Source organism: Haloarcula amylolytica (assembly GCF_049705545.1).
Classification (GTDB): Archaea; Halobacteriota; Halobacteria; order Halobacteriales; family Haloarculaceae; genus Haloarcula; species Haloarcula amylolytica_B.
The window spans coordinates 1,530,099-1,552,251 of the sequence record NZ_JBNAMU010000001.1; the positions used below are offsets into that span (position 1 = coordinate 1,530,099).

Below are 22,153 nucleotides of genomic sequence, written 5' to 3' on the forward strand. Positions count from 1 at the left end.
GAGGAGTCCATACAGACTGATGAAAGCTACCAGTCACCTGGAAACAGTTCGGTGTCCGCTGCTGCCAGCCGACACGTATAGCGTCGGCAGCACAAGATTCATATATTGTTGTAGTTTGCTACTCAGTATGAGGTACTACCAGCTACGCGACGGTAACTCACAGCGGTTAGCAGTCGCAACCGACGACGGAGCGTACGACTTGACCAGCGTCAAACCCCAGCTCCGGACGTTCCGCGACCTCCTCAAGGCGGCCTCGATTGCGGATACAGCACCGGACAAAATCAGCGCCCGCCATCTCGATGCCGCTGAGACGGTGTCCGGCCAGCGACTCAAAACAGACGCTACTGACCCCGTGAGCGCGGACGAGGTCTGGGCCGCTGGCGTTACGTACCAGATCAGCGAAGAAGCGCGGAAAGAGGAGAGCGACACGCCGGAGATGTATCTGTACGTGCACGACGCGGAGCGGCCGGAGATCTTCTTCAAATCGACGCCCAATCGAACTGTCGGCCCCGACGAAAAGGTCGGTATCCGTGCCGACTCGGACTGGGACGTGCCCGAGCCGGAGCTCGGAATCGTCCTCTACGAGGGGGAAGTCGTCGGCTACACCATCGGCAACGACATGAGCAGCCGGTCTATCGAAGGAGAGAACCCGCTGTATCTCCCCCAGGCCAAGGTGTACGACCGCTGTTGTGCGGTCGGACCGACCGTCGTCACGGACATCGAAGACCCGCACTCGCTGGCGCTTTCGATGTCGATCCATCGCGACGGTGAACGTGTCTATCGCGGGGAGACCAACACCAGCGAAATGAAACGCACCTGCGAGGACCTCGTCTCGTACTACACCGCGCACAACGCGGTCCCCGAACTGTCAGTGTTGCTTACGGGGACCTCGCTCGTTCCCGATGACGACTTCACGCTGCAGGAAGGGGACGAGATCACCATCGACATTGAATCCATCGGGACACTGAAAAACTCCGTCACTGTGGTCTGAGCGATAACGAATCAGGAGGTTTGGTTGCGGTATCACTGGCAGCTACTGCTCTCGGACCCGGATTTCGTGATAACACACCACAACCCGGAACTGTTTTTATCGTGGGCCTGAATGTCCGCTTGTCGCATGAGCTACGCAGATCTACGAGACCCGAATGCGGAGTACACTATGCGCGATCTCTCGGCGGAGACGATGGGACTCACCGACTCCCGCGGCGAGAGGCGTGACGTGGAAATTACCGATGTTCAGACCGTAATCGTCGACGGGAACTACCCGTGGACGCTCGTTCGAGTGTATACGGACGCCGGCGTCGCCGGCAACGGCGAGGCCTACTGGGGCGGTGCGATCCCGGAGATCATCGAGCGGCTAACGCCGTTCGTCGTCGGCGAGAACCCGCTGGACATCGACCGCCTCTACGAGCACATGGTGCAGAAGATGTCCGGCGAGGGCTCCATCGCCGGGAAGGACATCGCCGCCATCTCCGGTATCGAGTTGGCCCTACACGACGTGGCCGGGAAGATCCTCGACGTGCCGGCCTACCAACTGCTCGGCGGGAAATACCGCGACGAGGTCCGGACCTACTGTGACTGTCACACCGAGGAAGAGGCCGACCCCGAAGCTTGCGCCGACGAGGCCGAGCGGGTCGTCCACGAACTGGGCTACGACGCGCTGAAGTTCGACCTCGACGTGCCGTCGGGCCACGAGAAGGACCGCGCGAACCGCCACCTCCGCCAGCCGGAAATCGAGCACAAGGCCGAGATCGTCGAGCAGGTCACTGAACGGATCGGGGACGCCGCGGACGTGGCCTTCGACTGTCACTGGGCCTTCGCCAGTGGGAGCGCCAAGCGCCTCGCGCGCCGACTCGAACAGTACGACGTCTGGTGGCTCGAAGACCCCGTCCCGCCGGAGAACCACGACGTGCAGCGGGAGGTGACACAGTCGACCGGGACACCGATCGCGGTCGGCGAGAACGTCTACCGGACCCACGGTCAGCGCCAACTCATCACCGACCAGGCCGTCGACATCGTCGCGCCCGACTGCCCGAAAGTCGGCGGCATGCGCGAGACGGCGAAGATTGCCACGCTTGCGGACATGTTCTACGTGCCGGTGGCGATGCACAACGTCTCCTCGCCCATAGGAACGATGGCCTCCGCACAGGTCGGTGCGGCGATCCCGAACGCACTCGCCGTTGAGTACCACTCCTACGAACTCGGCTGGTGGGAGGACCTCGTTGAGGAGGAGAACCTCATCGAGGGTGGCTACATGAGTATCCCCGAGGAGCCCGGGCTTGGCTTGACACTCGACTTCGACGCTGTCGAGGCGCATCTCGCCGACGGACAGGAGCTCTTCGACGAGTAATGGACGTCGGCTCTGGGTGGCGTGCCACAGCAGGGCCTGACTGAACCGTCCCGGCGCTTGTGGGGTTTGTTTTTCCGCAGTCGTTCTCAGACCGACGATAGCACTGTGTGAGTCACGCTGAGCGCTGGTGAGGTGTTGTCTCGACCGAATCCTCGCGTGCGTCGCACGCGTCTGCGCCGTCGGAGACAGAGACTCGAACCTCGGCCCTGCTTCCCCCACTGATGTGGGTATTTCGCCCGCTGTTTTACAGGATTAACTATGATTGTCGTATAATGATCCGGTAGATTTATTTGTATTACCCGCACTGTAAGATAGTGTATGACTGATAATGACAGACTCGACGTGAGCACGGACAGACGGAAGTACATGGCGGCGCTCGGTGCTGGGATCGCCGCAGGCGTCGCGGGCTGTTCGGGCGACGGTGGCGACGGCAGTAGCGGTGACGGTGGGAGTACAGGCGGTGACGGCGGCGATGGCGGCGACGGTGGCAGCACAAGCGGCGACGGAAGCAGCGGCAGCCAGTGGTCGAACACGCTTGAGGTCCTCCACGGCTGGGCTGGTGGGGACGGTGAAGCCGCGATCAACGCCCTCATCGAGGTGTTCCAGGAGGAATACCCCGAGATGGACACGAACTTCCAGGCGGTCGGGGCGAGCGCGAACGTCAACCTCAACGCGACGATCCTCCGGCGCATGGTCAACGGGAACCCGATGAGTTCCTTCGCCAACTGGCCGGGCAACAACCTCGAGCGCTACCGGGACAACCTCAAGGACCTCGAAGCGGACGTCTGGGACGCCGAGGGGTACAAGGACGTCATGCAGAGCCGCGCAGTCGAGCTGTGTACGTTCAACGACAAGATGCCCGCGGTCCCGCTGGGCTCCCACCGGATGAACAATCTGTTCTACAACATCTCGGCGTTCGAGGATGCCGGTGTTGACCCGGAAAGCCTGGACGGGATGGACGCGCTGATCGATGCCCTCGACACGATCGACCAGGAAACCGACATCACGCCGATGGGACAGGCCATGGTCGCTCCATGGACCGTCCTGCAGCTGTGGGTGCAGGTGCTACAGAGCCAGGCCGGCGTGGACGCGTACTTGGACTTCATTGAAGGTAACGGCGACCGGCAGGCGATAGTCGACTCGCTGGAGCTCGTCGAGGAGATCCAGCAGAACTACATCACGAACGACGCGTCCACCTCCAGCTTCACGGACATGGGCGGAAAGATGATCGCCGGCGAGGTCGCCTGTATGCACCAGGGGAACTGGCTCGCCGGCCAGTTCCGCGTCGATGATTCGTTCAACTTCGAGGAGCACTGGGACTGGATTGCCTTCCCCGGTACCGAAGGCACCTACACGTACCACATCGACGCTATCGTCGCCCCGGCCAACAACCCGAGCGAGGAAGAAACCATCGCGTGGCAGAAGTACGTCGGCACGAAGGAAGCCCAGATCGCGTTCAACAACCTCAAGGGCTCCGTGCCGCTCCGGACCGATATCGACCCGAGCGAACTCGGTGACTTCATCGGACTGACCTACGAGGACCTCACCAGCTCCGAGTCGTACCCACCGACGCTCGCCCACGGGCTCGCCGTGACGCCCGAGCAGATGGGTAGCTGCAAGACGGCAATGAGCGAGAATATGATGGGGCCATACGACGTCGAAGCCGCCGCTGACGGGCTGCTCAACGCCGTCTCGGAGTGAGTGGCAGCGAACCGAGTGATTTACTTCGGTAACATGATTCATCCAATTTATGGGTACTACTGACACAACAGAATCAACGAAACCGCGAACGGAAGAGGTCGGGTGGGAAACGAAGGTCCGGTACTTTCTGAACAGCGACCTCGTCCGGTCGTCGCCGTACTGGGGGATCCCGTTCCTCCTGATGGGGATTGCCGTGTACGGAGGCATCGGCTTCAACACCGCCATTTCGTTGACAGACGCTCGCGGGTTGGGGGCACCGGATTACAGCCTCTCCAATCTTGATTTCGAGATGTACACGCAGGTGTTGGGGAGTAGCGCGTTCCTGAGTGCCGCCCAGAACAACCTCGTGTTGTTGGTCGTTTTCACGACGGTCTGTCTGCTACTGGGGCTGTTTCTCGCTATCCTCCTGGACCAGGGTATCAGGTACAACAACACGGTACAGACAATCTACCTGTTGCCGATGGCGCTATCGTTCGTCATCACGGCACAGGTGTGGCTCTGGATGTACAACTACGACTTCGGGGTGATGAACATCATCACCCGGGCAATCGGCATCGGTCCGGTGGACTGGATCGGGAACCCGTCCATCGCCCTCGGGTCGGTGATATTCGCGCTCATCTGGCAGTTCAGCGGCTACACCATGGTCGTCTATCTGGCCGGCCTCCGGTCCCTGCCAGACGATCAGTTCGAAGCGGCACACGTCGACGGCGCGAGTACGCTCAAGACGTACATCCGCATCATCATCCCACAGATGAAGGAGGCGTCAGTCAGCGCGGCCGTCGTGCTGATGGTGTTCGCTCTGAAGGCGTTCACCTTCCTGTACGCGCTTACCGGCCGCTACCGGCCGCCCAACGGGACTGACATCCTGGCGACGCTGATGGTGCGCCAGGCGTTCAAGCTCGGGAAGTGGGCGTACTCGGCCGCCATCGCCACGTACCTCCTGATCCTGGCGCTCGGTGTCATCGCGCCATACCTCTACTACCAGTACAGACAGGGGAGTCTCTAACAATGGCCAGTTCATCATCCGACCAGACGTTCGACGTGGCATCGCTCGTCGAGGATTACAGCCTCTACCGCATCAGCCAGTACGTCCTGGTCATCCTGTTCATCGGGTTCTTCCTCGCGCCGCTCGAGACGGGCATCATGACGGCGTTCAAGACGAACCGCGCCGTCGCGGAGACGATCCCGCTCATGCCGCCGCTGGCCGAGGGGTTCACCCTCGACAACATGATGTTCGCGTTCAACGCACTCTCCGGTGCGTTCTTCAACTCCCTGTTCATGGCGATCCCAGCGACGATCGGGAGCGTTCTCTTCGGGAGCATGGCTGCCTACGGTCTCACGATGGTCGACTGGCGCGGGCAGCTGGGCGTGCTCGTGTTGTTCCTCATCGGTATCTTCCTGCCGTACCAGGCAGTGCTGGTCCCGCTCGCGCGGTTCTGGAACAACATCTTCCCGCTCGCATCGATGGTGGAGCCGCTGTTTGTCGCGCTCCCGATCTTGCAGGGGTATCACGCCAACCTGGTGCCGCTTATGATCACGCACATCGCGTACGGGATCCCGATCTGTACGATCCTCTTCCGGTCGTACTACCAGGGACTCCCGACGTCGTACGTGGAGGCGGCGAAGATCGACGGCGCGTCGATCACGAAGATCTACCGCCGAATTATCCTGCCGATCTCGAAGCCGATGTTCGGCGTCGTGTTCATCTACCAGTTCACCCAGATCTACAACGAGTTCCTCTTCGCCTTTACGCTCATCACCGGGTCGGACACGCCCGAGGCCGTCGTGACGCTGATCCTCCCGGCCGTCGGGGCATCGACCTCCGGCGTCGACTTCGGTATCAGGATGTCGGCGGCGTTCCTCGCGGCGCTGCCGACGCTCATCATCTACGTCGCGTTCGCTGAACAGTTCGCTGAAGGACTGAAGACTGACGCATAACAATGGGACGAATAGAAATCTCACACATGACGAAGCGGTTCGGCGACACGACGGCAGTCGAGGACCTCTCCCTCGACATCCCCGACAGCGAGTTCCTCGTGCTGGTCGGGCCGTCGGGCTGTGGCAAATCGACGACGCTACGGTGTATCGCCGGCTTGGAATCCCCGACCGAGGGGAGCATCTACATCGGCGGCGAGCACATGAACTACCGGGTGCCACAGAACCGGGACATCGCGATGGTGTTCCAGGACTACGCGCTGTACCCGCATATGACCGTCCGGGAGAACATCCGGTTCGGCCTGGAGGAGGAATCGGGATACACGTCGGAGGAGCGCGACGCCCGCGTCGAGGAGATCGCGGACCTGCTCGGTATCTCGTCGATGCTCGACCGGAACCCGGGCGAACTCTCCGGCGGCCAGCAACAGCGGGTCGCCCTGGGCCGCGCTATCGTCCGGGACCCGGAAGTGTTCCTGATGGACGAACCGCTGTCGAACCTGGATGCGGAGCTCCGGGCGGAGATGCGGACCGAACTCCAGCAGTTGCAGAACCGGTTCGACGTGACGACGGTGTACGTCACGCACAACCAGACGGAGGCGATGACGATGAGCGACCGTATCGCCGTGTTGAACAAGGGGAAACTCCAGCAGGTCGGCGAACCGCTCGAACTGTACCACGCCCCGGAGAACCGGTTCGTCGCCGGCTTCATCGGCGAGCCGTCGATGAACTTCGTCGAAGGGCGCCACCAGAACGGGACGTTCACCAGCGAGTACTTCCAGTACCCCTTCGACACCGGGATTCGTGACGATGTCGGCGACACCAGCGACGTAGTGCTGGGTGTCAGGCCGGAAGACATCAATCTGAAACGGCTCCCCGAGGGCGGGTCGAGCGGGCTCGCAGATCACGAGTTCCGGATGACTGTCTCCGTCGTGGAACCCCACGGTGATCGGAACGTCGTCCACCTGCGACACCCCGAAGACGCGTCGGAGTCCGAAACGATACACGCGCTCACCGCCGGCACCACTGTCGTCGATGCTGGAACCGATGTGGTGGTATCGGTCGACCCGGACACTGTCCACATCTTCGATATGACCACCGGCGAGGCGTTACACAACCGTCGACTCGAATCCGAAGTGGAGGTGCGCAATGTCTGATCTGTCCCTCGACCGCGTGACGAAGGTGTACCAGGACGACGACGAGGAGATCGTCGCCGTCGACGACATTTCCGTCGACATCGAGGACGAGGAATTCCTGGTGCTCGTCGGGCCGTCGGGCTGTGGCAAGTCCACGACGCTGCGGATGATCGCCGGCCTCGAAACGATCACCGAGGGGGAAATCAGGCTCGGCGGGACCGTCATCAACGACGTGGACACCCAGGACCGCGACATCGCGATGGTGTTCCAGTCATACGCGCTGTACCCGCACCTGACGGCCCGGGGGAACATGTCCTTCGGGCTCGAAGAATCCACGGACCTGCCTGATTCCGACATTGAAGAGCGCGTCGAAGAGGTGGCGACGATGATGGGCATCGACGACTTGCTGGACCGCAAGCCGGGCGAACTCTCCGGCGGCCAGCAACAGCGCGTGGCGCTGGGCCGCGCCATCGTCCGGGACCCCGAGCTGTTCCTGATGGACGAGCCGCTGTCGAATCTAGACGCGAAGCTCCGGGCGGAGATGCGGACCGAGCTCCAGCAGCTCCAGCGCCAACTCGGCGTGACGACGATCTACGTCACCCACGACCAGACGGAGGCGATGACGATGAGCGACCGCATCGCCGTCATGGACCAGGGCGAACTCCAGCAGGTCGGCGAGCCGCTGGAACTGTATCACGACCCGAACAACATGTTCGTCGCCGGCTTCATCGGCGAGCCATCCATGAACTTCTTCCGCGGGGAGTACAGCGATGGGACGTTCGTCAGCGAGCTGTTCGAGTACCCGTTGAGTCGTGAGATCGAGGACGCCGTCGACGGGACCTCGGAACTGGTCCTCGGGATTCGGCCCGAGGAAATCGAGATCCTCGAGAACGCGGATATCGGAGAGGATCCGGCACACGAATTCGAGATGCACGTGACCGTCGTCGAGCCGATGGGCGACCAGAACGTCGTCCACCTCTCGCGTCCGGGGACGGACGACATGTCCGATAACCTCGTCGCCGTGACCGAGGGGCTCCGCGACGTGACCGAAGACAGCGACACGACGGTCCGGCTTCCGTCGGATGCGGTCCATTTCTTCGACGGGAACTCCGGCGCGTCGCTGCATAACCGACAGCTCGACCTCACCGAAGAGACGCTTCGGCTCTGAGGCTGCTTTTCGGTTCCGAGATTCAAACCGTACCGCGGCGTTACAGCGCGCTGTCAGCGAAGCCGCCGTCGACGGTCAGCACCTCGCCCGTCACGTACGACGAGGCGTCGCTGCCGAGATACACCGCAGCCCCGACGATCTCCTCGCGCTCGGCGACGCGGCCGGCGAGCGCTCGCTCGTCGATCTTGGCCCGCTTCTCCGTGCCTTCGGCATAGGTCTCCTTGTTCTGGGGTGTGATGACGAAACCCGGTGCGATGGCGTTGACGCGGATACCCGGTGCGAACTCCTTTGCGGACGCACGGGTGAACGCCTCGACGCCGCCCTTGGCCGCGGCGTAGGCCGGCAGATCGGCCATCGACAGGCGAGCGGCGAGCGAGGAGATGTTGATTATCGAGCCGTCATCGTCCATCGCGGGAGCCAGTTCCTGCGTGACGCGCCGGACGCCGTCGAGCGCCACGTCGGTGACGAAGTCCCAGTCGTCGTCGCCGATGTCGAGGATTCGCTCGCGGGAGATCGCGCCCTGCGAGGCGACCACTACGTCGATCCCACCGAACTTGTCGACGGCTGTTTCGCGGAGCCGTTCCAGTGAGTCGGCGTCCGTCACGTCACAGGTGACGCGTGCGGTGTTTCCACCCCGTTCTTCGATGGCGTCAGCGGTCTCGGCGACCGCGTCCTCGCTCCGACTCGTGGCGATAACGTCCGCGCCCTCAGTGGCGAAACCAAGTGCGATGGCCTGTCCGATCCCGCTCGTCCCGCCGACGACGACGGCCCGCTTGTCACTGACCGTTACTGGCGTGTGTTCGTAGGCAACCATACCCGTTCAGTGGACGCTAGCACACATTACGCTTTTGGGATTATGCGGCGAAATCCCATAGAATTATACGCACCGACGACCACCTCACGTCCATGCGGGGATTAGCTAAAGTTAGTCGTACCAGCGGCGCAATGGAGTTCGTCGACCGAAACCGACCGGAGCCGGCCGCCGACGAAGCGCTCGTCGAGATCGACTACGCCGGGCTGTGTGGCAGCGATGCGGGGATCTACGAGTTCGAGTCCGCGTTCGAGCGGATGGAGCTCCCGACGGTCATCGGCCACGAGTACGCGGGCCGTATCGTCGAGACCGGCGACAGCGTCACGAAGTTCGCCGTCGGCGACCGCGTCGTCGAGCGGCCGATCCGCGGCTGTGGCGACTGCTACCAGTGCGAGATCGGCTCGGCGAACGTCTGCCAGGACGCGGTCATCACCGGCGTCGACCACGACGGCGCGTACAAGCAGTTCATCACCGTTCCGGAACGGGCGCTGCACCCCGTCCCGGACTCCGTTCCACAGCAACACGCCGCCGTCGTGGAGCCGACGAGCATCGGCGCACGAGCGGTCATCGAGAATTCCCGCGTCTCTCCCGGCGACCGCGTGCTGGTCGAGGGGCCCGGACCGATCGGTCAGCTAACCGCACAGATCGCCGCCGCACAGGGCGGCACAGTGACCATTTCCGGCGTCGGACCGGACGCCAACTATCGGCTGCCACTGGCTGAGGAGTTTGGCTTCGAGACGATCAACGTCGCCGAAGACGACTTCGAGGCCCGCCGCGACGAACAGACCGACGGCATCGGCTACGATGTCGTGTTCGACACGACCGGCCATCCGTCAGGGCTGCCGTCGGCCGTCGATGCAGTCCGGAAGGGCGGGCAGATCGTCCTCGTCGGCCAGACCGGTGAAACGACGATGGAGTACTCGCCGCTGGTGCGCTCCGAAATCGACCTCCAGTGTTCCTACGCGTCGATGTACGAGGACTTCGAGCGCTCGCTCAGACTAATCGACAGCGGCGACGTTGACTGTGAGACGTTCATCGACGACCGGTTCTCCCTCGAAGACGCAGACGAAGCCTTCGAGTCGTTCATCGACGGCGAGACGTGCAAGCCGGTGTTCGACGTGTCTGAGGTGTGGGAGTAACTTGCGGAAAGTCGGACCACACGGCTGCGCTGCCGCGATAGTCCACTGATTGGATATTCCACATTACTGAACATGTGTTTTGACAGCAACTCCCGCACTCAGCACCCTATAATCGCACAGCAGGAGCGTAAGGACGGGGTTCAGTTCGATTGTTGCACTATCGATTGCTGTTTGTGAACAATTCTATGCTGGACGCCCGTCTACGCGTTCATTATTACTGAACAGATACAGCGTCCCGGCGTAACTCCGATTGACTACATACACCGGAGTAATATTGGTCCGTAGCAATCGGCCGACTGGTCAGCGTTTCGCTGAAACCATGACAGCATAATTGCGTACTGCTATATAGATATCTATGGAATTCGGGACACCGCTCCCCATTCTGTCCCAGATGCTTGAACAACTGTTTAATAGGAGGGCGTGCCATGGCTGTGTATGGCAAAGACCGCTCGAAATCCAGTCAAATCCGTTGAGACGACGTTCAAGGTCCTCGACGCGCTGAAAGAACTCGACGGAGCCGGTGTCACCGAACTGGCACAGCATCTCGACATTCCCAAGAGTACGGTTCACAACTACCTGAGCACGCTGGAACAGGAAGAGTACATTGTCAACAGGGACGGCGTGTACGAAGTCGGGCTCCGGTTCCTTGAACTGGGGGCATACGCCCGCCATCGGGAGAAACTGTTCAAAATCGCGAAGCCAGAGGTCGACCGACTGGCCTCGGAGACCGGCGAACTCGCGAATATCCTCGTCGAAGAGCACGGCCGCGGATCGTACCTGTACCGGGCCCGGGGTGACAAGGCTGTACAGGTCAAAGCCCACGTCGGAACGCGTGTTCCCCTTCACACGACAGCGCTGGGAAAGACGATTCTCGCGCATATGTCGGCTGAACAGATCGATACAATCGTCGACCGACACGGACTCGGCGGTGAGGCCAGCAAATCGATCAGCAACCGAGAGGAACTAGAGCAAGAGCTAGCGGACGTTCGGGAACGTGGTGTCGCCTTCGACGACGAGGAGCGCCTCGAAGGGCTCCGGTGTGTCGCTGCGCCGGTGCTCAACCACGATAACGAGGTAATCGGCGCGATCAGCGTGTCGGGGCCAACGAATCGGTTCCGCGGCGACCGATTCCGCGAGGAACTGCCACAGAAGGTACTAGAAGTCGCAAACGTCATCGAGCTCAATGTCACCTATTCGTGACGACGGCGTTCGAATAGAGTGAACAGCAGTACGGCCTTGTGGCAAAGACAACGCAACAGCCGATTTCCGCCAGTAACGTCCGTGAATCGGCTAGCGATACGAACGGTGATTGCAGGAGCGCACAGGCAAGTCCGTAGGTCCCTGTACTGAAATATCGATATCGTTTCCAGCCACGTACGAGCGACCTGAGACGCCGCCGAGCAGGCACGAGCCTGAGAACTGATCTTGTGTCTCTTTCCCACACAAATTGTTCATGATTGTGGAACGGTCTCCAACATGCCGTTGCCACATTCGGTGATTGCTGTAGCATGAGACCGACGCATTCTATCTACCAATAACGAATGTACTACTGTTACGCCAAACGAGACACATCGATCATGGTTTTCCTGTCACTGGATATCTTCTAAATAGTAGCTAAAGTCGCCGACTTTCGCAGTAGTATATCTAAATAGCGTGTTTGTATCTCTGTTTCCAAAATATAGTTCTACTTTGGGGCGTGAAAAATAGCTAAGGCAAAATCCATTCATAAGTTTGGGTATAGAAAATTATATTTGGCTAGTGCTGAGCTGGTGCCGGAGCTATCCGTCTGTGGATGTCGCTTGGTTAGAGATACAGCGTAGCTATCGCTCCGATATCATCCGATCAGTTCCCGACAAATTAGGGCAGTATGGTCACGCGAGGAACTGAACGCCCAGAGCCAGCAAGAACAGTACCACGACCCCGATTGATGACAGTTCGAGCCATCGGGTCCGCACGTCGGCGGTCCTGATACTTGCGACGAACAGTGTTCCGACGACGCCGACGACTACGACCAGTGCCAGATACACCGCGTTGAGCGCTGATGCCATATGATATCATTACACAGCGGTACAGTAAACGTTAGTGGTTGAGGGAGTCCCCCTCCACAACGGTAATGAGACCCTATCACATAGACAGGGGCATGCGTCTCGAACTGCGAATCTGTAAACACTGCTACGAGGGCGATCACGGCAACGATCAAAAGACGGCTGTGACACAGGACATGGTCGCCTGTGCCGAACAGGTCCGCGAGTACAAGGACCTCATTGGACTCGATGCGCTCTATATCACGAAGGTAACCGAGGGCGACCCCGGCGGCGCGGAGGCGCTGGATGTCATCGTCGCCAGCATCGAGGGCGATCAGGTCGCGCTGTCGGATACACAACTCGTCATGGAGGACGGCGACGGCAACATGCTCGTCTACCCGGAGCCAAAAGACATCCTCCAGGTCCTGACCCGGAACCTGAACCAGATCCAGGAGCAGACCCGGCAGGACGTCGATGTCGAGCTGTCGCCGGAAGGACAGGCACTGATCGCGTAGTTGTACAATAAAAGACGGCGCGCGGGCGATTTAGTTCTCGGACTCAGCGTCCTCAGCGCTCGGCTGGCCGCCGTCAGTCTGGGGTTCGCCCCCATCGGCCGCGGCCGGTGGTTCCCGCTCCTGTTCTAGCTGCTGTTCCCAGCGGATGCGCAGGACGTTCCCGTACATCGACAGCACGAGCCCGACACCGAGGACGACCATTCCGAGGTTGATGCCGACAGTCAGCAGGATGTTCGCCGGCCCGCCGCCGATTGCGATCTCGCGCGGCACCGGATAGCCCTCGTCGAAGATGCTCCCGATGAGCACGGAGACGATGCCGATGACGGTCATCGCGCCGAAGATGGTCGAGACGGTGCGCCAGGACGGGGACAGCGAGAGCCGCTCGATCCCCGTGGTGTCCGGTTCCTCGTCGTCGTCGCCGTGGTGTTCAGGCACCATACTCCGCGGGATGAACGCCTTCGTCTCGACGGGGTAGAAGGCGGGGTGCATCCCGTGCTCGAAGATGTGGAACATGACCCCCATCAGCATGATGACGCCCAGCAGGCCGTGGAACGTGACGAAAGCCATCGCGGCCGCCTTGGTCTGGAACATCGCGGCGAGTCCGGTCTTGCTCCAGATGAGCAGCCCCGAAATCGCAAGCAGGGTCAGCTCGATGGAGAAGATGAACACGACGCCCTTGCCGATGTAGGACAGCAGCGGGACCTCGTCGGCCTTGTAGCCGGCGAACTGCCGCGCACTGGGGTGGCGCTCGTCGGCTCGACCCAGCACGAACTTGATGTCCTGGATGAACGCGTCGACGTCACCCTTGCTGGGGAGAATCTTCGAGAAGTTGCTCCGCCCGGTCGGGGAGATAATCTGGAGCGTAATCCAGAACACGACGAGCGCAACCAGCCCGATACCGGTGATGCGATGAATCGCTGTTACACCGGACGCCCCGCCCATCAGCGTCAGCATCCACCACAGTTCGTCGTTGAACATGATGGCGTAGCCGGTGAAAAACAGCAGGAACACGTCCAGCCCCAAAAGCGAGTGGAACAGGGTCGTCACGCGCGTGAACTTCCCGTGGTCGAGATTGCTCACGCCCCGTCACCTCCCTGTCCGTCGCCGCGGGTCGGCGAGCCACCGTCGGCCGCGACGGCCTCGCTGGTGTCCTCACCAGGCTCGCGCATCTGGCCGGCGAGGCGCTGGAACGCCGCCCAGTGGATGAACACCATCACGAGAATGAACGCACCAAGGATGACGTCAGCCGCGTGGATGAGCGCGATGAGGAAATCGAGCGCGGGGATGGTGTTGCCGAACACCCAGTCCGCGCCGATACCGCCGCCTTCGACGCTGGGGTTGACCCGGTACAGCGATTCGTAGCCGATTCTGAACCCCTGTGCCCAGAACAGCGCCAGCCCCGCGACTGCGAGCCCGACGACCGCACTGATGAGAACCGAGACACGGCTGTAGCCGTTCACCTCCGGAAGGTCTTCTGTGTTCGTCATTGGAACTCACTGGCGTCCTCGCCAAAGATGATGTCCATGGCCACGTCGTTGAAGAACGTGCCGCTGTCCCTGTTGTCCAGTTCGTCCGAGATCTGTGCCGGCGTCCCGACCAGGATAGCGTCGGTGGCACACTCCTCGGCGCAAGCCGGTCCCTTGCCGACGTCCTGGCGCTCCTCGCACATGGTACACTTGTCCATGTTGCCACCGCTGCCGACGAGGTTGGCGACTCCTTCGTCCTCGTTGGGGAACTGCGGTGCGCCGAAGGGACACGCCGAGAGGCAGTACTGACAGCCGATACAGAGGTCGTCACGCACCCGAACGAAGCCGTTCTCCTTCGAGATGAGCGAGTCGGTCGGACACACCGACACACACGGTGCGTTCTCGCAGTGATAGCACTGCATCGGCACCGCCGTCTCGCCCGGCGACTCGCCCTGGTTCATCGCCTTGCCGCTGCTGGCGTTGAGCCCTGCCGCGCCCTCCTGGCCCTCGAGCATCGTTGCGATACTGATTCGCTGTTCGTCACGCGGAACGTCCCACGTTCGTTTACAGGAGACGACACAGCCGCCACAGTCAATGCACGCTTCGACGTCCGGGAAGATACGCGCGTCCTCGCCGGTACTCATTACGCCGTCGTGCATTACCTCATTTCCTGTTGACATTTTAGCTCACCTCATTGCACCGTCGAGTTGTCACGGACGTCGAAGTCTTTCTGCGTCCCGACGTTGTTGCGGTCCTGCGGGAACTCGATGTCCGGGTCGACGTCGATGTTGTATTCTTCGAGTACATCCGGCGTCGCCGGGTTGACCGCGACCATCGATACCTTCGTCTCCTGCATCTGCGTCTCGACGTCGTAGCCTCGGGAGGTGATGGCGTTCACCGAGTCGCCGATGGCGTAGGGGGCCGTTCCATCGGGGTACTTGTCCTCCTGGCTCTTACCCTTGAACACGCCGCCCCAGTGGAACGGGAGGAACACCTCCCTGTCGTTGGGTCGGTTGGTGACCCGCGCTTTAACCAGGATGGACCCCTTGTCCGTCGAAGAGATGACCACCAAGTCGCCGCCGTCGACGCCGATGTCTTCCGCCATGCTCGGCGTGATCTCGGCGTACATGTGCGGTTGCAGGTCGGCAGTGTGGATGTTGGACCGCGTCTCCGAGCCGCCACCCTGGTGTTCGACCTGACGACCGGTCGTCATGATGGTGTCCAGGTCCGGCCCGTCGTCCTGGTTGTGGATTATGTCCATCGCCCGCCGCTGTTCCTCCGCGTTGTTCTGGTCGAGGCGGTAGAAGTTCCGCTGCTGACCGTTGGCCGGCCATTCCTCGACCAGTTCCGGGAACGGGCTCTCGATGGGTTCCCGGTGGACCGGGACCTTGTCGAGGAAGTTCCAGACGACCGCACGCGCCCGGCCGCGACCGGTCGGGGCGTCGACTTGACGGTAGTCGTACTCCTCGTAGAACGAGGCGTCGATGTCCTGGGTATCCCGCAGGAACTCCGCGAACGTCTCGCTCTGGACACCGGTCCAGTCGAACTCGGGGTTGTCTATCTCCAGTGCCGGCTGGGCGTCCGGATCACCCCCGTTCTCGTCAGGCGGGCCGCCGCCCTGTGGTCGCCCGTAGCTCATCGGGTTGTTGAGTTCCTGTGCGGCGGTGTATACCGACCCGTTCTTCGCCAGGGCGTGCTGTTGTGGGATCGTCAGTTCGTCGGCCTGGGTCTGCTGGTTCGGGTCGAGGAGGCTCTCCGGGAACGTCGTCTTCCAGCCCGGATACTCCGGGACGCCGTGCAAGAGTCCGTCGGCGGCGGCGTCCGCGGGGTCGGCCCACTCGGGGTCGTACGGCGCACGGGTGAGGTCCAGCGCCTCCTCCTGGCTGTCGTACCGCTCCCCGACGGCATCAACGGTATTCGACATCGGATAGTCGTCACTGGTCGGCATCGACTCCCAGTCACCGGGCGTGGGCGCTTTGACACCCCATCTGGTTCGGAAGTCCTGGCCCCCGTTGTTGGGGTTCAAGTCGTCGTTCCAGATGATGGGTGTCCCGGGGTGGCCCTCGCCCCAGCAGGGCCACGGAAGCATCCAGTACTCGCCCTCGACCGGCGTCCCCTTTGCTCCCTGCAGGTCCTCGCTTGAGAACGCGTAGTCGTACTCCAGGTGTTGCTGGAGGCGCTCGGGGTCCTGCCGGTAACCGATGGTCATCGTCCCGAGGTTGAACTCCCTGATAACGGCCTCGTAGGTGGCCTTGCCGTTGTACAGCTCCTCGCCTTCGCCCCAGTCGAAGTGCTCGCCGAAGCCCAGTTCGTCGGCGAGTTCCTGCATGATCTGCAGATCCGGCTTGGAGTTGTGGGCCGGGCTCCGAACCGGTTCGGACCACTGGGTCGCGCGGTGCGTGTTGGTCAGAGAGCGGTAGTGCTCGTACTGGCTGGACGCCGGCAACAGAAGGATCGGCGGTCCCTCCTCGAAGTCAGGCAGGACGCTCGCCACCGAAGGGAACACGTCCACTACGACCAGCAGGTCGAGGTTCTCCATCCCCTCTTTCATCTGCTCCATCTCGCTGATGGAGTTCGCGGAGTGCCCCCAGAAGAACGCGATCTTCACTTCGTCCGGCTGGTAGATCGGGGTCTCTTGATAGCGGAGATCCTTCGGGAGCGCGGCCTCGAACCAGCGGGCCACCGTCAGCCCGTTCTGGAACATCATCGAGTTGTCTGCCGGGAACGAGGTGTCGATGTCCTCGCTGCCCTCGGCGACCGGGCTCTGCCGGACGTAGAGGTCCTCCGGCATCTGCTCGAACTTGTTGTAGAGGTCGCGGAACGACGTCGACCCGCTCGTGTAGGGGTTCTTGTCCCACACGTTGGCCCACCACGACCAGCCGCCGGGTGTCAGCCCGTAGTAGCCCGGCAGGATGTGGCTCGCGACCGCGAGGTCGGTTGCCCCCTGGACGTTGGCGTGGCCCCGCATCACCTGGAGGCCGCCGCCGCTCCGGGCCGCGCTGCCCGAGGCGAGACTCGCGGCCGCGTACGACCGGATGTTCTGGGTCCCGTTGTTGTGCTGGGTCCCGCCCATCGCCCACTCGATCTGGACGTTCGGGCGGTTCTCGTTGATCAAATCGCTAATGCGTTTGATGTCTTCGACGTCAACCCAGGTTATCTCAGAGACCGTCTCCAGGTCGTACTGATCGAGTTCGGCGTCGATGTCCTCCCAGCCCTGGACGCGGTCGGTGAGCATGTTCTGCCCGGTGTTGTCGGCATCGGGGTCCATCGCCAGGCCGTGGCGGTCCCGGAGGTCCTTGATGACCCCCATCATCAGCGCCACGTCCGTTCCCGGGCGGAACCGCATGAACTCGTCGGCGTGGGCCGACGTTTTCGTGAACCGTGGATCCAGGTTGAGGATGGTCCCGCCGCGTTTCTGCCCTTCCAGGATGTGCTGCATCGCGATCGGGTGTGCCTCAGCCGGGTTCTGGCCGATGATGATGTTCAGGTCGAAGTTCCGGTAGTCGTTGACCGTGTTGGTCATCGCACCGTAGCCCCACGTGTTCGCGAGGCCGGCCACCGTCGTCGAGTGGCAGATTCGAGCCTGGTGGTCGATGTTGTTCGTGCCCATAAACGCCGCCAGCTTCCGGATGGCGTAGGACTCCTCGTTGGAGTGGTGAGCGCTACCAAGAAGCATGACACTCTCGCGGCTGTGTTCCTCCTCGACGTCGACAGCCTCGCTCGGCGAGGTGTCGTCATTTGGCCACAGCGCTCGGATGTCGGTCGACAGGCGGTCGTAGGCCTCGTTCCAGCCGAGTTTGCGCCACTCCCCGTCCTCCTGTATCATCGGGTGCTTGAGGCGCTTCTCGGAGTGTTCGGTCTCGTAGATGCCGGCCCCTTTCGAACACAGCGACCCGGCATTTATTGGGTGTTCATGCCATGGTTCCATGCCTACGAAGGAGTTCCCCTCCCTCTCACCACGGAAGCCACAGCCCACTGAACAGTAATTACAGATCGTCTTTGTCAGTTCGGTGTCCGTGTCTGTACCGTCCGTTTCCTCGCCGTTTTCCTGAAGTGCCCGACCAGCGCCGCTGACGCCGAGGGCGACCCCGCCCGCAAGGGCGCTCGCCTTCATGAACGAGCGCCGGTCGAGATCCAGTGAGACTGGTTCCTGTTGTGTACTCATGGTGAATGGTGCCCACCCATTACCGGTGCTGTCCGCGCTTGCCACGCAGTTTGGTCTATCATTGTCTGTCTAGACGTACCACACATTCGATGTCATCCATGATAAAAGGTGTCATATTTTACCTTGAATAGTACTGGAATTTTTTGTCCGGCCAAAAATTTGGGGTTATATTCACGAATAGATGTGTGAACTCTCCGCAAGGTCTATTACTGGGACAGGGTTTTGCATGATTAATGAATACGGGTGCCTTTGTGTGTTCCTGCGGGGGATCGTGCGATATCGACCTCGAAGCGGTTCGGGACGGCGTCGACGACGTCGATGTCGTCGCCAGTTCCGAACTGCTCTGTCAGGACGGCCTGGCAGGGATGTCACAGGTCATCGAGGAGTACGATCTCGATCAGGTCATCGCGACGACGCCGGAGCCGTCGTGTCAGGATCGCATCCGCGGGCTTGCCGACGAACACGGCCTTCACCCCGAGGCGTCGGTGTTCGTCGACCACCGGGAAACCAACGCCTGGGTCCACGACGAGGCAGCGGCCACCGACAAGACGGCCCGCCTCATCAACGCGAAACAGGCCGGCCTGCGCGAGGAAGCACCGTCGCGGACGGTGTCGAAAGACGCCGGGAACCGCGTCGCTGTCGTCGGTGATCCCGGGGCCGCCCGGTCGCTGACCGACGACGCCGACGTGACGTTCGTCGCGGACGGGCGGGACTTCGCGGACGTCGAGGGACTGGGCGAGGTGACGATGGAGCGCGGCCGCGTCGTCGACATCGATGGCTCCTACGGCGAGTACGAACTCACGCTGGAGGCCCGCGTCACCGACGACTGCATCGACTGCATGGACTGCGTTCGAGAGGGGCCGGACGGTATGGTGACCGAGTTCCCCGTCGACATCCACCCAGAAGCGCCCGACGGCGAGTGGACGAACACCTGCCCCACCGACGCTATTGACTTGGACGGCGTCACCCGCACCGTCGAAGTCGACCAGGTCATCTATCCCGGTGGCCGCGACGACGCTCGGGGCGGTCGACTGGGCTTCTACACCGGGCCGGTCGACGCCGGAACCATCGCCGCCGTGGAATCGCAACTGGGCGGCATCGAGAAGCCGCAGTTCCTCGATCTCGATATGGACGTCTGTGCCGCCGGGGCATCTAGCCAAGAGGGGTGTACGGCCTGCGTAGACGCCTGTCCCCACGGCGCGGTCGACCGGCCCACTATCGATTCAGTCGAGTTCGACGAGGCAGCCTGCGAGAACTGCGGGGCCTGTACGAGTTCCTGTCCGACGGGCGCGACACAGCTCCGCGAGCCCTCGAACCGACGGCTCGCTCGCGAGGTCGAGGCGCTGCTGGAAGACGACGCGGACGAAGGTTTGCTCTCACGGGGCGACAGCGCAGGTATCGACACGCAGGTCATCGCGTTCGTCTGCTCGGAGTACGCCGCCGAACGGCTCCGGGCGCACGGACGCAAGGCCGTCCAGTCGGGCGACCTCGACTACCCGCCTATTCTCCCGGTCCAGGTCAACTGCACGGACACCGTCGGCGAGGCGCACGTCATGCACGCGCTCGCGGCCGGCGCGGACGGCGTCGCCATCGTCGGCTGTGGGGGCTCGTGCCTCCACTCCGGCCCGGACCCCAAGCAGGACCTCGTCGACCGGCTCAATCAGGCGACGACCGACCTCGGGCTCGGTGACCGGGTGGGCTTTTTCGCGCCCGAGGCCGGCAGCCCCGAAGCCTTCGTCGAATCGCTCTCGGGCTTCGTCGAGTTCGGGTTAGACGAGACGCCGATCCCGGCTGGCGGCTACGAGGCGACCGGCCGTAGCGACACGGACCGCGAAGAACCCCGCCCCAACCCCGACTTCGACTCCCACGGCTGGACCTTAGAGAGTGTCCGGACCATTCTGGAGCACGTCGAGCCCGAACGCGAGGTGATCCGCGGGCTGAAGGACTTCGGCGTCATGGACGTCAACGACGCGTGTACGCTGACGCCGACCTGTACGAACCTCTGTCCGACCGACGCCATCAAGCGGACCGGTGAGGGCGAACTGGCGTTCAACCACGCGGACTGCGTCAACTGCGGCCTCTGCGAGGAGGGCTGTCCGGAGACGGCGATCACGATGCACGACGGGCTCGACCTCTCCTTGCTCCCCGAGAACCGCGACGGCGAGGCCTGGACGACAGTTCACGAGGGCGACATGCTGGAATGTATCCGCTGTGGCAAACCCTTCACCAGCGTCGCCTCCGCCGACAAGATCGAAGCGGAGGTCGGCGACCAGGTCGAGGGGCTGGCGCCCGACACCGACCACAGCGTCTTCGAGTACTGTAGCGACTGTCGGAGTCGCCTGCTGTTCGACCAGGGGGAGAAACGATGAACGACGCGGCCGTCTACGAGGCCCGCCTCGAACTGGTGGATTTCGTCATCGACGTGTTCTGGGACGTGCCCGAGGAAGCGTTCGTCGAGCGGCTGTTGAGCGGCGACATCCAACTGCCGGAGGACTCCATCAACGACCAGCTCGACGAGGGCTTCGAGATGCTTGAGGCGTGGATCGACGAGAACGCCGACCGGTCGGTTTCGGCGGTGCAGGACGATCTCGAACGGGAGTACACGAACCTGCTCGTCGGCCCGCGGCCGCCGGTGTTGCCCCACGAGACGAACTACCGCGAGGACACGGAGTTCATCGGCGAGGGGCTCGCCGAGGTCGATGCTAGCTACGCCGCGGCGGGGTGGGCACCCCCCGAGGACTACCCCGAAGAGGACGACTTCGTCGCCGTCGAAATGGCGTTCCTCCGGTATCTCATCGAGCGCCAGCGCGAGGGCGACGAGGAGACCGTCGGCTACGAGCGGGTGTTCATCGAGCAACACCTCAGCGAGTGGGTCGTCGATTTCACCGACGAGATGCGCGAAGAGGCCGACGAGGGGCTGTTCCTCGCAGCGGCGCTTATCTGCGAGGGGCTAGTCCGCTTCGAGGACGAGATCGTCGCCCAGATCGGCTAGCAGGGCGGCTACCGAGTTCGGAGCACGAGTCCCATGCTGGCGACGAGCCCGACGACCATCAGGACCTTCACCGCGGGCAGGAGGAACGCCATCGCCTGTTCCATGAGAAAGAGCGACCGCCAGGTGTTGACCGACTGTGCGATGACCGCGACCGCTCCCGCACCCGCGACCAGCACGCAGAGGAGCGTGACCGACGCCGCCGCGACGACGCCGAAGGGGTTCGCACGCAGTCGCTCACGCATCGGGAACCACCCGCCGACCGACGACGAGGACCAGGAACAGCGGGATGAGAACGACCAGCAGCCGGCTGACGAACAGGCCGATGTAGCTGATAGTCGATTCGAGGTGAATCGCCCAGTGCCAACTCCCTTTGAGTTCGGCGATGAGGCCGATTGTCCCGACGACAAGCAGGGACAGCGCCAGGAGCGTGGCGAGGGTGTAGACCAGCATCCGGAGGTACCCGAGCACCGTCGCGGCCTCGATTCGCGATGTTGACTGTTCGGTCGCCATCAGCTTTCCTCCCCGGCCCAGTGCTGCTGGTAGATGTCGTACGTGATGACGACGAGGACGACCAGCCCGACACCGAGGACTGCTGCGCCCATGTCGGGTGGAAACGGGAGGTCCAGCCCCGAGTCTGTATGCATGAGGATATTTAGCATGGGCAGGGATACGGACTGACGAGTAAAAAACCGTTATGACCTGTTTTCCTGAGACAAAGTTTTTCTCCGCGTAGCCCTACCCTTGTGATAACGTA

Annotated in this window: 21 protein-coding genes; 12 read left to right on the forward strand and 9 right to left on the reverse strand. The window is 62.2% G+C overall.

Annotated features, from left to right (window positions below):
* Positions 1–127 precede the first annotated feature (127 nt).
* The 7 genes from ACOZ4H_RS08180 (at position 128) to ACOZ4H_RS08210 (ending at position 8,287) form a co-directional block, all read left to right on the forward strand.
* Complete coding sequence (locus ACOZ4H_RS08180) at positions 128–991, forward strand: fumarylacetoacetate hydrolase family protein (protein ID WP_424328804.1); 864 nt, start codon at positions 128–130, stop codon at positions 989–991.
* A 126-nt stretch (positions 992–1,117) separates the two neighbouring features.
* Complete coding sequence (locus ACOZ4H_RS08185) at positions 1,118–2,350, forward strand: mandelate racemase/muconate lactonizing enzyme family protein (protein WP_424328805.1); 1,233 nt, start codon at positions 1,118–1,120, stop codon at positions 2,348–2,350.
* A gap of 366 nt (positions 2,351–2,716) precedes the next feature.
* Positions 2,717–4,051 (forward strand): ABC transporter substrate-binding protein, encoded by a 1,335-nt coding sequence (locus ACOZ4H_RS08190; RefSeq protein WP_424330353.1) that lies wholly within the window; start codon positions 2,717–2,719, stop codon positions 4,049–4,051.
* A 49-nt stretch (positions 4,052–4,100) separates the two neighbouring features.
* Complete coding sequence (locus tag ACOZ4H_RS08195; protein ID WP_424328806.1) at positions 4,101–5,057, forward strand: carbohydrate ABC transporter permease; 957 nt, start codon at positions 4,101–4,103, stop codon at positions 5,055–5,057.
* Positions 5,058–5,059: 2 nt separating this feature from the next.
* Complete coding sequence (locus ACOZ4H_RS08200; RefSeq protein ID WP_424328807.1) at positions 5,060–5,989, forward strand: carbohydrate ABC transporter permease; 930 nt, start codon at positions 5,060–5,062, stop codon at positions 5,987–5,989.
* 2 nt (positions 5,990–5,991) lie between these two features.
* The gene (locus ACOZ4H_RS08205; RefSeq protein WP_424328808.1) at positions 5,992–7,140 is read left to right on the forward strand and encodes an ABC transporter ATP-binding protein; all 1,149 of its coding nucleotides are present in this window, start codon (positions 5,992–5,994) and stop codon (positions 7,138–7,140) included.
* Entirely contained in the window at positions 7,133–8,287 is a 1,155-nt protein-coding gene (locus ACOZ4H_RS08210) for an ABC transporter ATP-binding protein (RefSeq protein ID WP_424328809.1), read from the forward strand. The genes ACOZ4H_RS08205 and ACOZ4H_RS08210 overlap by 8 nt, the downstream gene beginning before the upstream one ends.
* Positions 8,288–8,327: 40 nt before the next feature.
* On the opposite strand, the gene ACOZ4H_RS08215 is transcribed toward ACOZ4H_RS08210, so the two are convergent.
* The gene (locus ACOZ4H_RS08215) at positions 8,328–9,101 is read right to left on the reverse strand and encodes an SDR family NAD(P)-dependent oxidoreductase (RefSeq protein ID WP_424328810.1); all 774 of its coding nucleotides are present in this window, start codon (positions 9,099–9,101) and stop codon (positions 8,328–8,330) included.
* A 92-nt stretch (positions 9,102–9,193) separates the two neighbouring features.
* Between ACOZ4H_RS08215 and ACOZ4H_RS08220 the strand changes: the two genes are divergently transcribed.
* Positions 9,194–10,237, forward strand: a complete 1,044-nt coding sequence (locus tag ACOZ4H_RS08220; protein WP_424328811.1) for a zinc-dependent alcohol dehydrogenase — start codon at positions 9,194–9,196, stop codon at positions 10,235–10,237.
* A gap of 435 nt (positions 10,238–10,672) precedes the next feature.
* Entirely contained in the window at positions 10,673–11,437 is a 765-nt protein-coding gene (locus tag ACOZ4H_RS08225) for an IclR family transcriptional regulator (RefSeq protein ID WP_424328812.1), read from the forward strand.
* A gap of 671 nt (positions 11,438–12,108) precedes the next feature.
* Here ACOZ4H_RS08225 and ACOZ4H_RS08230 read toward each other — a convergent pair.
* Entirely contained in the window at positions 12,109–12,285 is a 177-nt protein-coding gene (locus tag ACOZ4H_RS08230; protein WP_424328813.1) for a hypothetical protein, read from the reverse strand.
* Positions 12,286–12,377: 92 nt separating this feature from the next.
* On the opposite strand from ACOZ4H_RS08230, the gene ACOZ4H_RS08235 reads away from it, so the two are divergent.
* On the forward strand, positions 12,378–12,776 hold the full coding sequence (locus tag ACOZ4H_RS08235) for a hypothetical protein (RefSeq protein ID WP_424328814.1): 399 nt from the start codon (positions 12,378–12,380) through the stop codon (positions 12,774–12,776).
* Between the two features lie 30 nt (positions 12,777–12,806).
* Here ACOZ4H_RS08235 and ACOZ4H_RS08240 read toward each other — a convergent pair whose 3' ends face one another.
* From ACOZ4H_RS08240 to ACOZ4H_RS08255, 4 genes are read right to left on the reverse strand one after another with little or no spacing between them, the layout of a single operon-like run.
* Positions 12,807–13,856 (reverse strand): cytochrome b/b6 domain-containing protein, encoded by a 1,050-nt coding sequence (locus ACOZ4H_RS08240; protein WP_424328815.1) that lies wholly within the window; start codon positions 13,854–13,856, stop codon positions 12,807–12,809.
* Positions 13,853–14,263 (reverse strand): hypothetical protein, encoded by a 411-nt coding sequence (locus ACOZ4H_RS08245; RefSeq protein WP_424328816.1) that lies wholly within the window; start codon positions 14,261–14,263, stop codon positions 13,853–13,855. Before ACOZ4H_RS08245 ends, ACOZ4H_RS08240 begins: the two co-directional genes overlap by 4 nt.
* Positions 14,260–14,922 (reverse strand): 4Fe-4S dicluster domain-containing protein, encoded by a 663-nt coding sequence (locus ACOZ4H_RS08250; protein WP_424328817.1) that lies wholly within the window; start codon positions 14,920–14,922, stop codon positions 14,260–14,262. The genes ACOZ4H_RS08245 and ACOZ4H_RS08250 overlap by 4 nt, the downstream gene beginning before the upstream one ends.
* An 11-nt stretch (positions 14,923–14,933) precedes the next feature.
* Complete coding sequence (locus tag ACOZ4H_RS08255; RefSeq protein WP_424328818.1) at positions 14,934–18,407, reverse strand: formate dehydrogenase subunit alpha; 3,474 nt, start codon at positions 18,405–18,407, stop codon at positions 14,934–14,936.
* Between the two features lie 233 nt (positions 18,408–18,640).
* Between ACOZ4H_RS08255 and ACOZ4H_RS08260 the strand changes: the two genes are divergently transcribed.
* A complete protein-coding gene (locus ACOZ4H_RS08260) occupies positions 18,641–20,776 on the forward strand; it encodes a 4Fe-4S dicluster domain-containing protein (RefSeq protein WP_424328819.1) in 2,136 nt (711 codons plus the stop codon).
* Positions 20,773–21,399 (forward strand): TorD/DmsD family molecular chaperone, encoded by a 627-nt coding sequence (locus ACOZ4H_RS08265; RefSeq protein WP_424328820.1) that lies wholly within the window; start codon positions 20,773–20,775, stop codon positions 21,397–21,399. Before ACOZ4H_RS08260 ends, ACOZ4H_RS08265 begins: the two co-directional genes overlap by 4 nt.
* An 8-nt stretch (positions 21,400–21,407) precedes the next feature.
* On the opposite strand, the gene ACOZ4H_RS08270 is transcribed toward ACOZ4H_RS08265, so the two are convergent.
* Genes ACOZ4H_RS08270 through ACOZ4H_RS08280 form a run of 3 tightly spaced genes read right to left on the reverse strand, consistent with a single transcriptional unit; the run spans position 21,408 to position 22,058 of the window.
* Entirely contained in the window at positions 21,408–21,641 is a 234-nt protein-coding gene (locus tag ACOZ4H_RS08270) for a hypothetical protein (protein WP_424328821.1), read from the reverse strand.
* Complete coding sequence (locus ACOZ4H_RS08275; protein ID WP_424328822.1) at positions 21,634–21,909, reverse strand: hypothetical protein; 276 nt, start codon at positions 21,907–21,909, stop codon at positions 21,634–21,636. Before ACOZ4H_RS08275 ends, ACOZ4H_RS08270 begins: the two co-directional genes overlap by 8 nt.
* Positions 21,909–22,058, reverse strand: coding sequence for a hypothetical protein (locus ACOZ4H_RS08280; protein ID WP_424328823.1), 150 nt, complete (start codon positions 22,056–22,058; stop codon positions 21,909–21,911). The genes ACOZ4H_RS08275 and ACOZ4H_RS08280 overlap by 1 nt, the downstream gene beginning before the upstream one ends.
* Positions 22,059–22,153 lie beyond the last annotated feature (95 nt).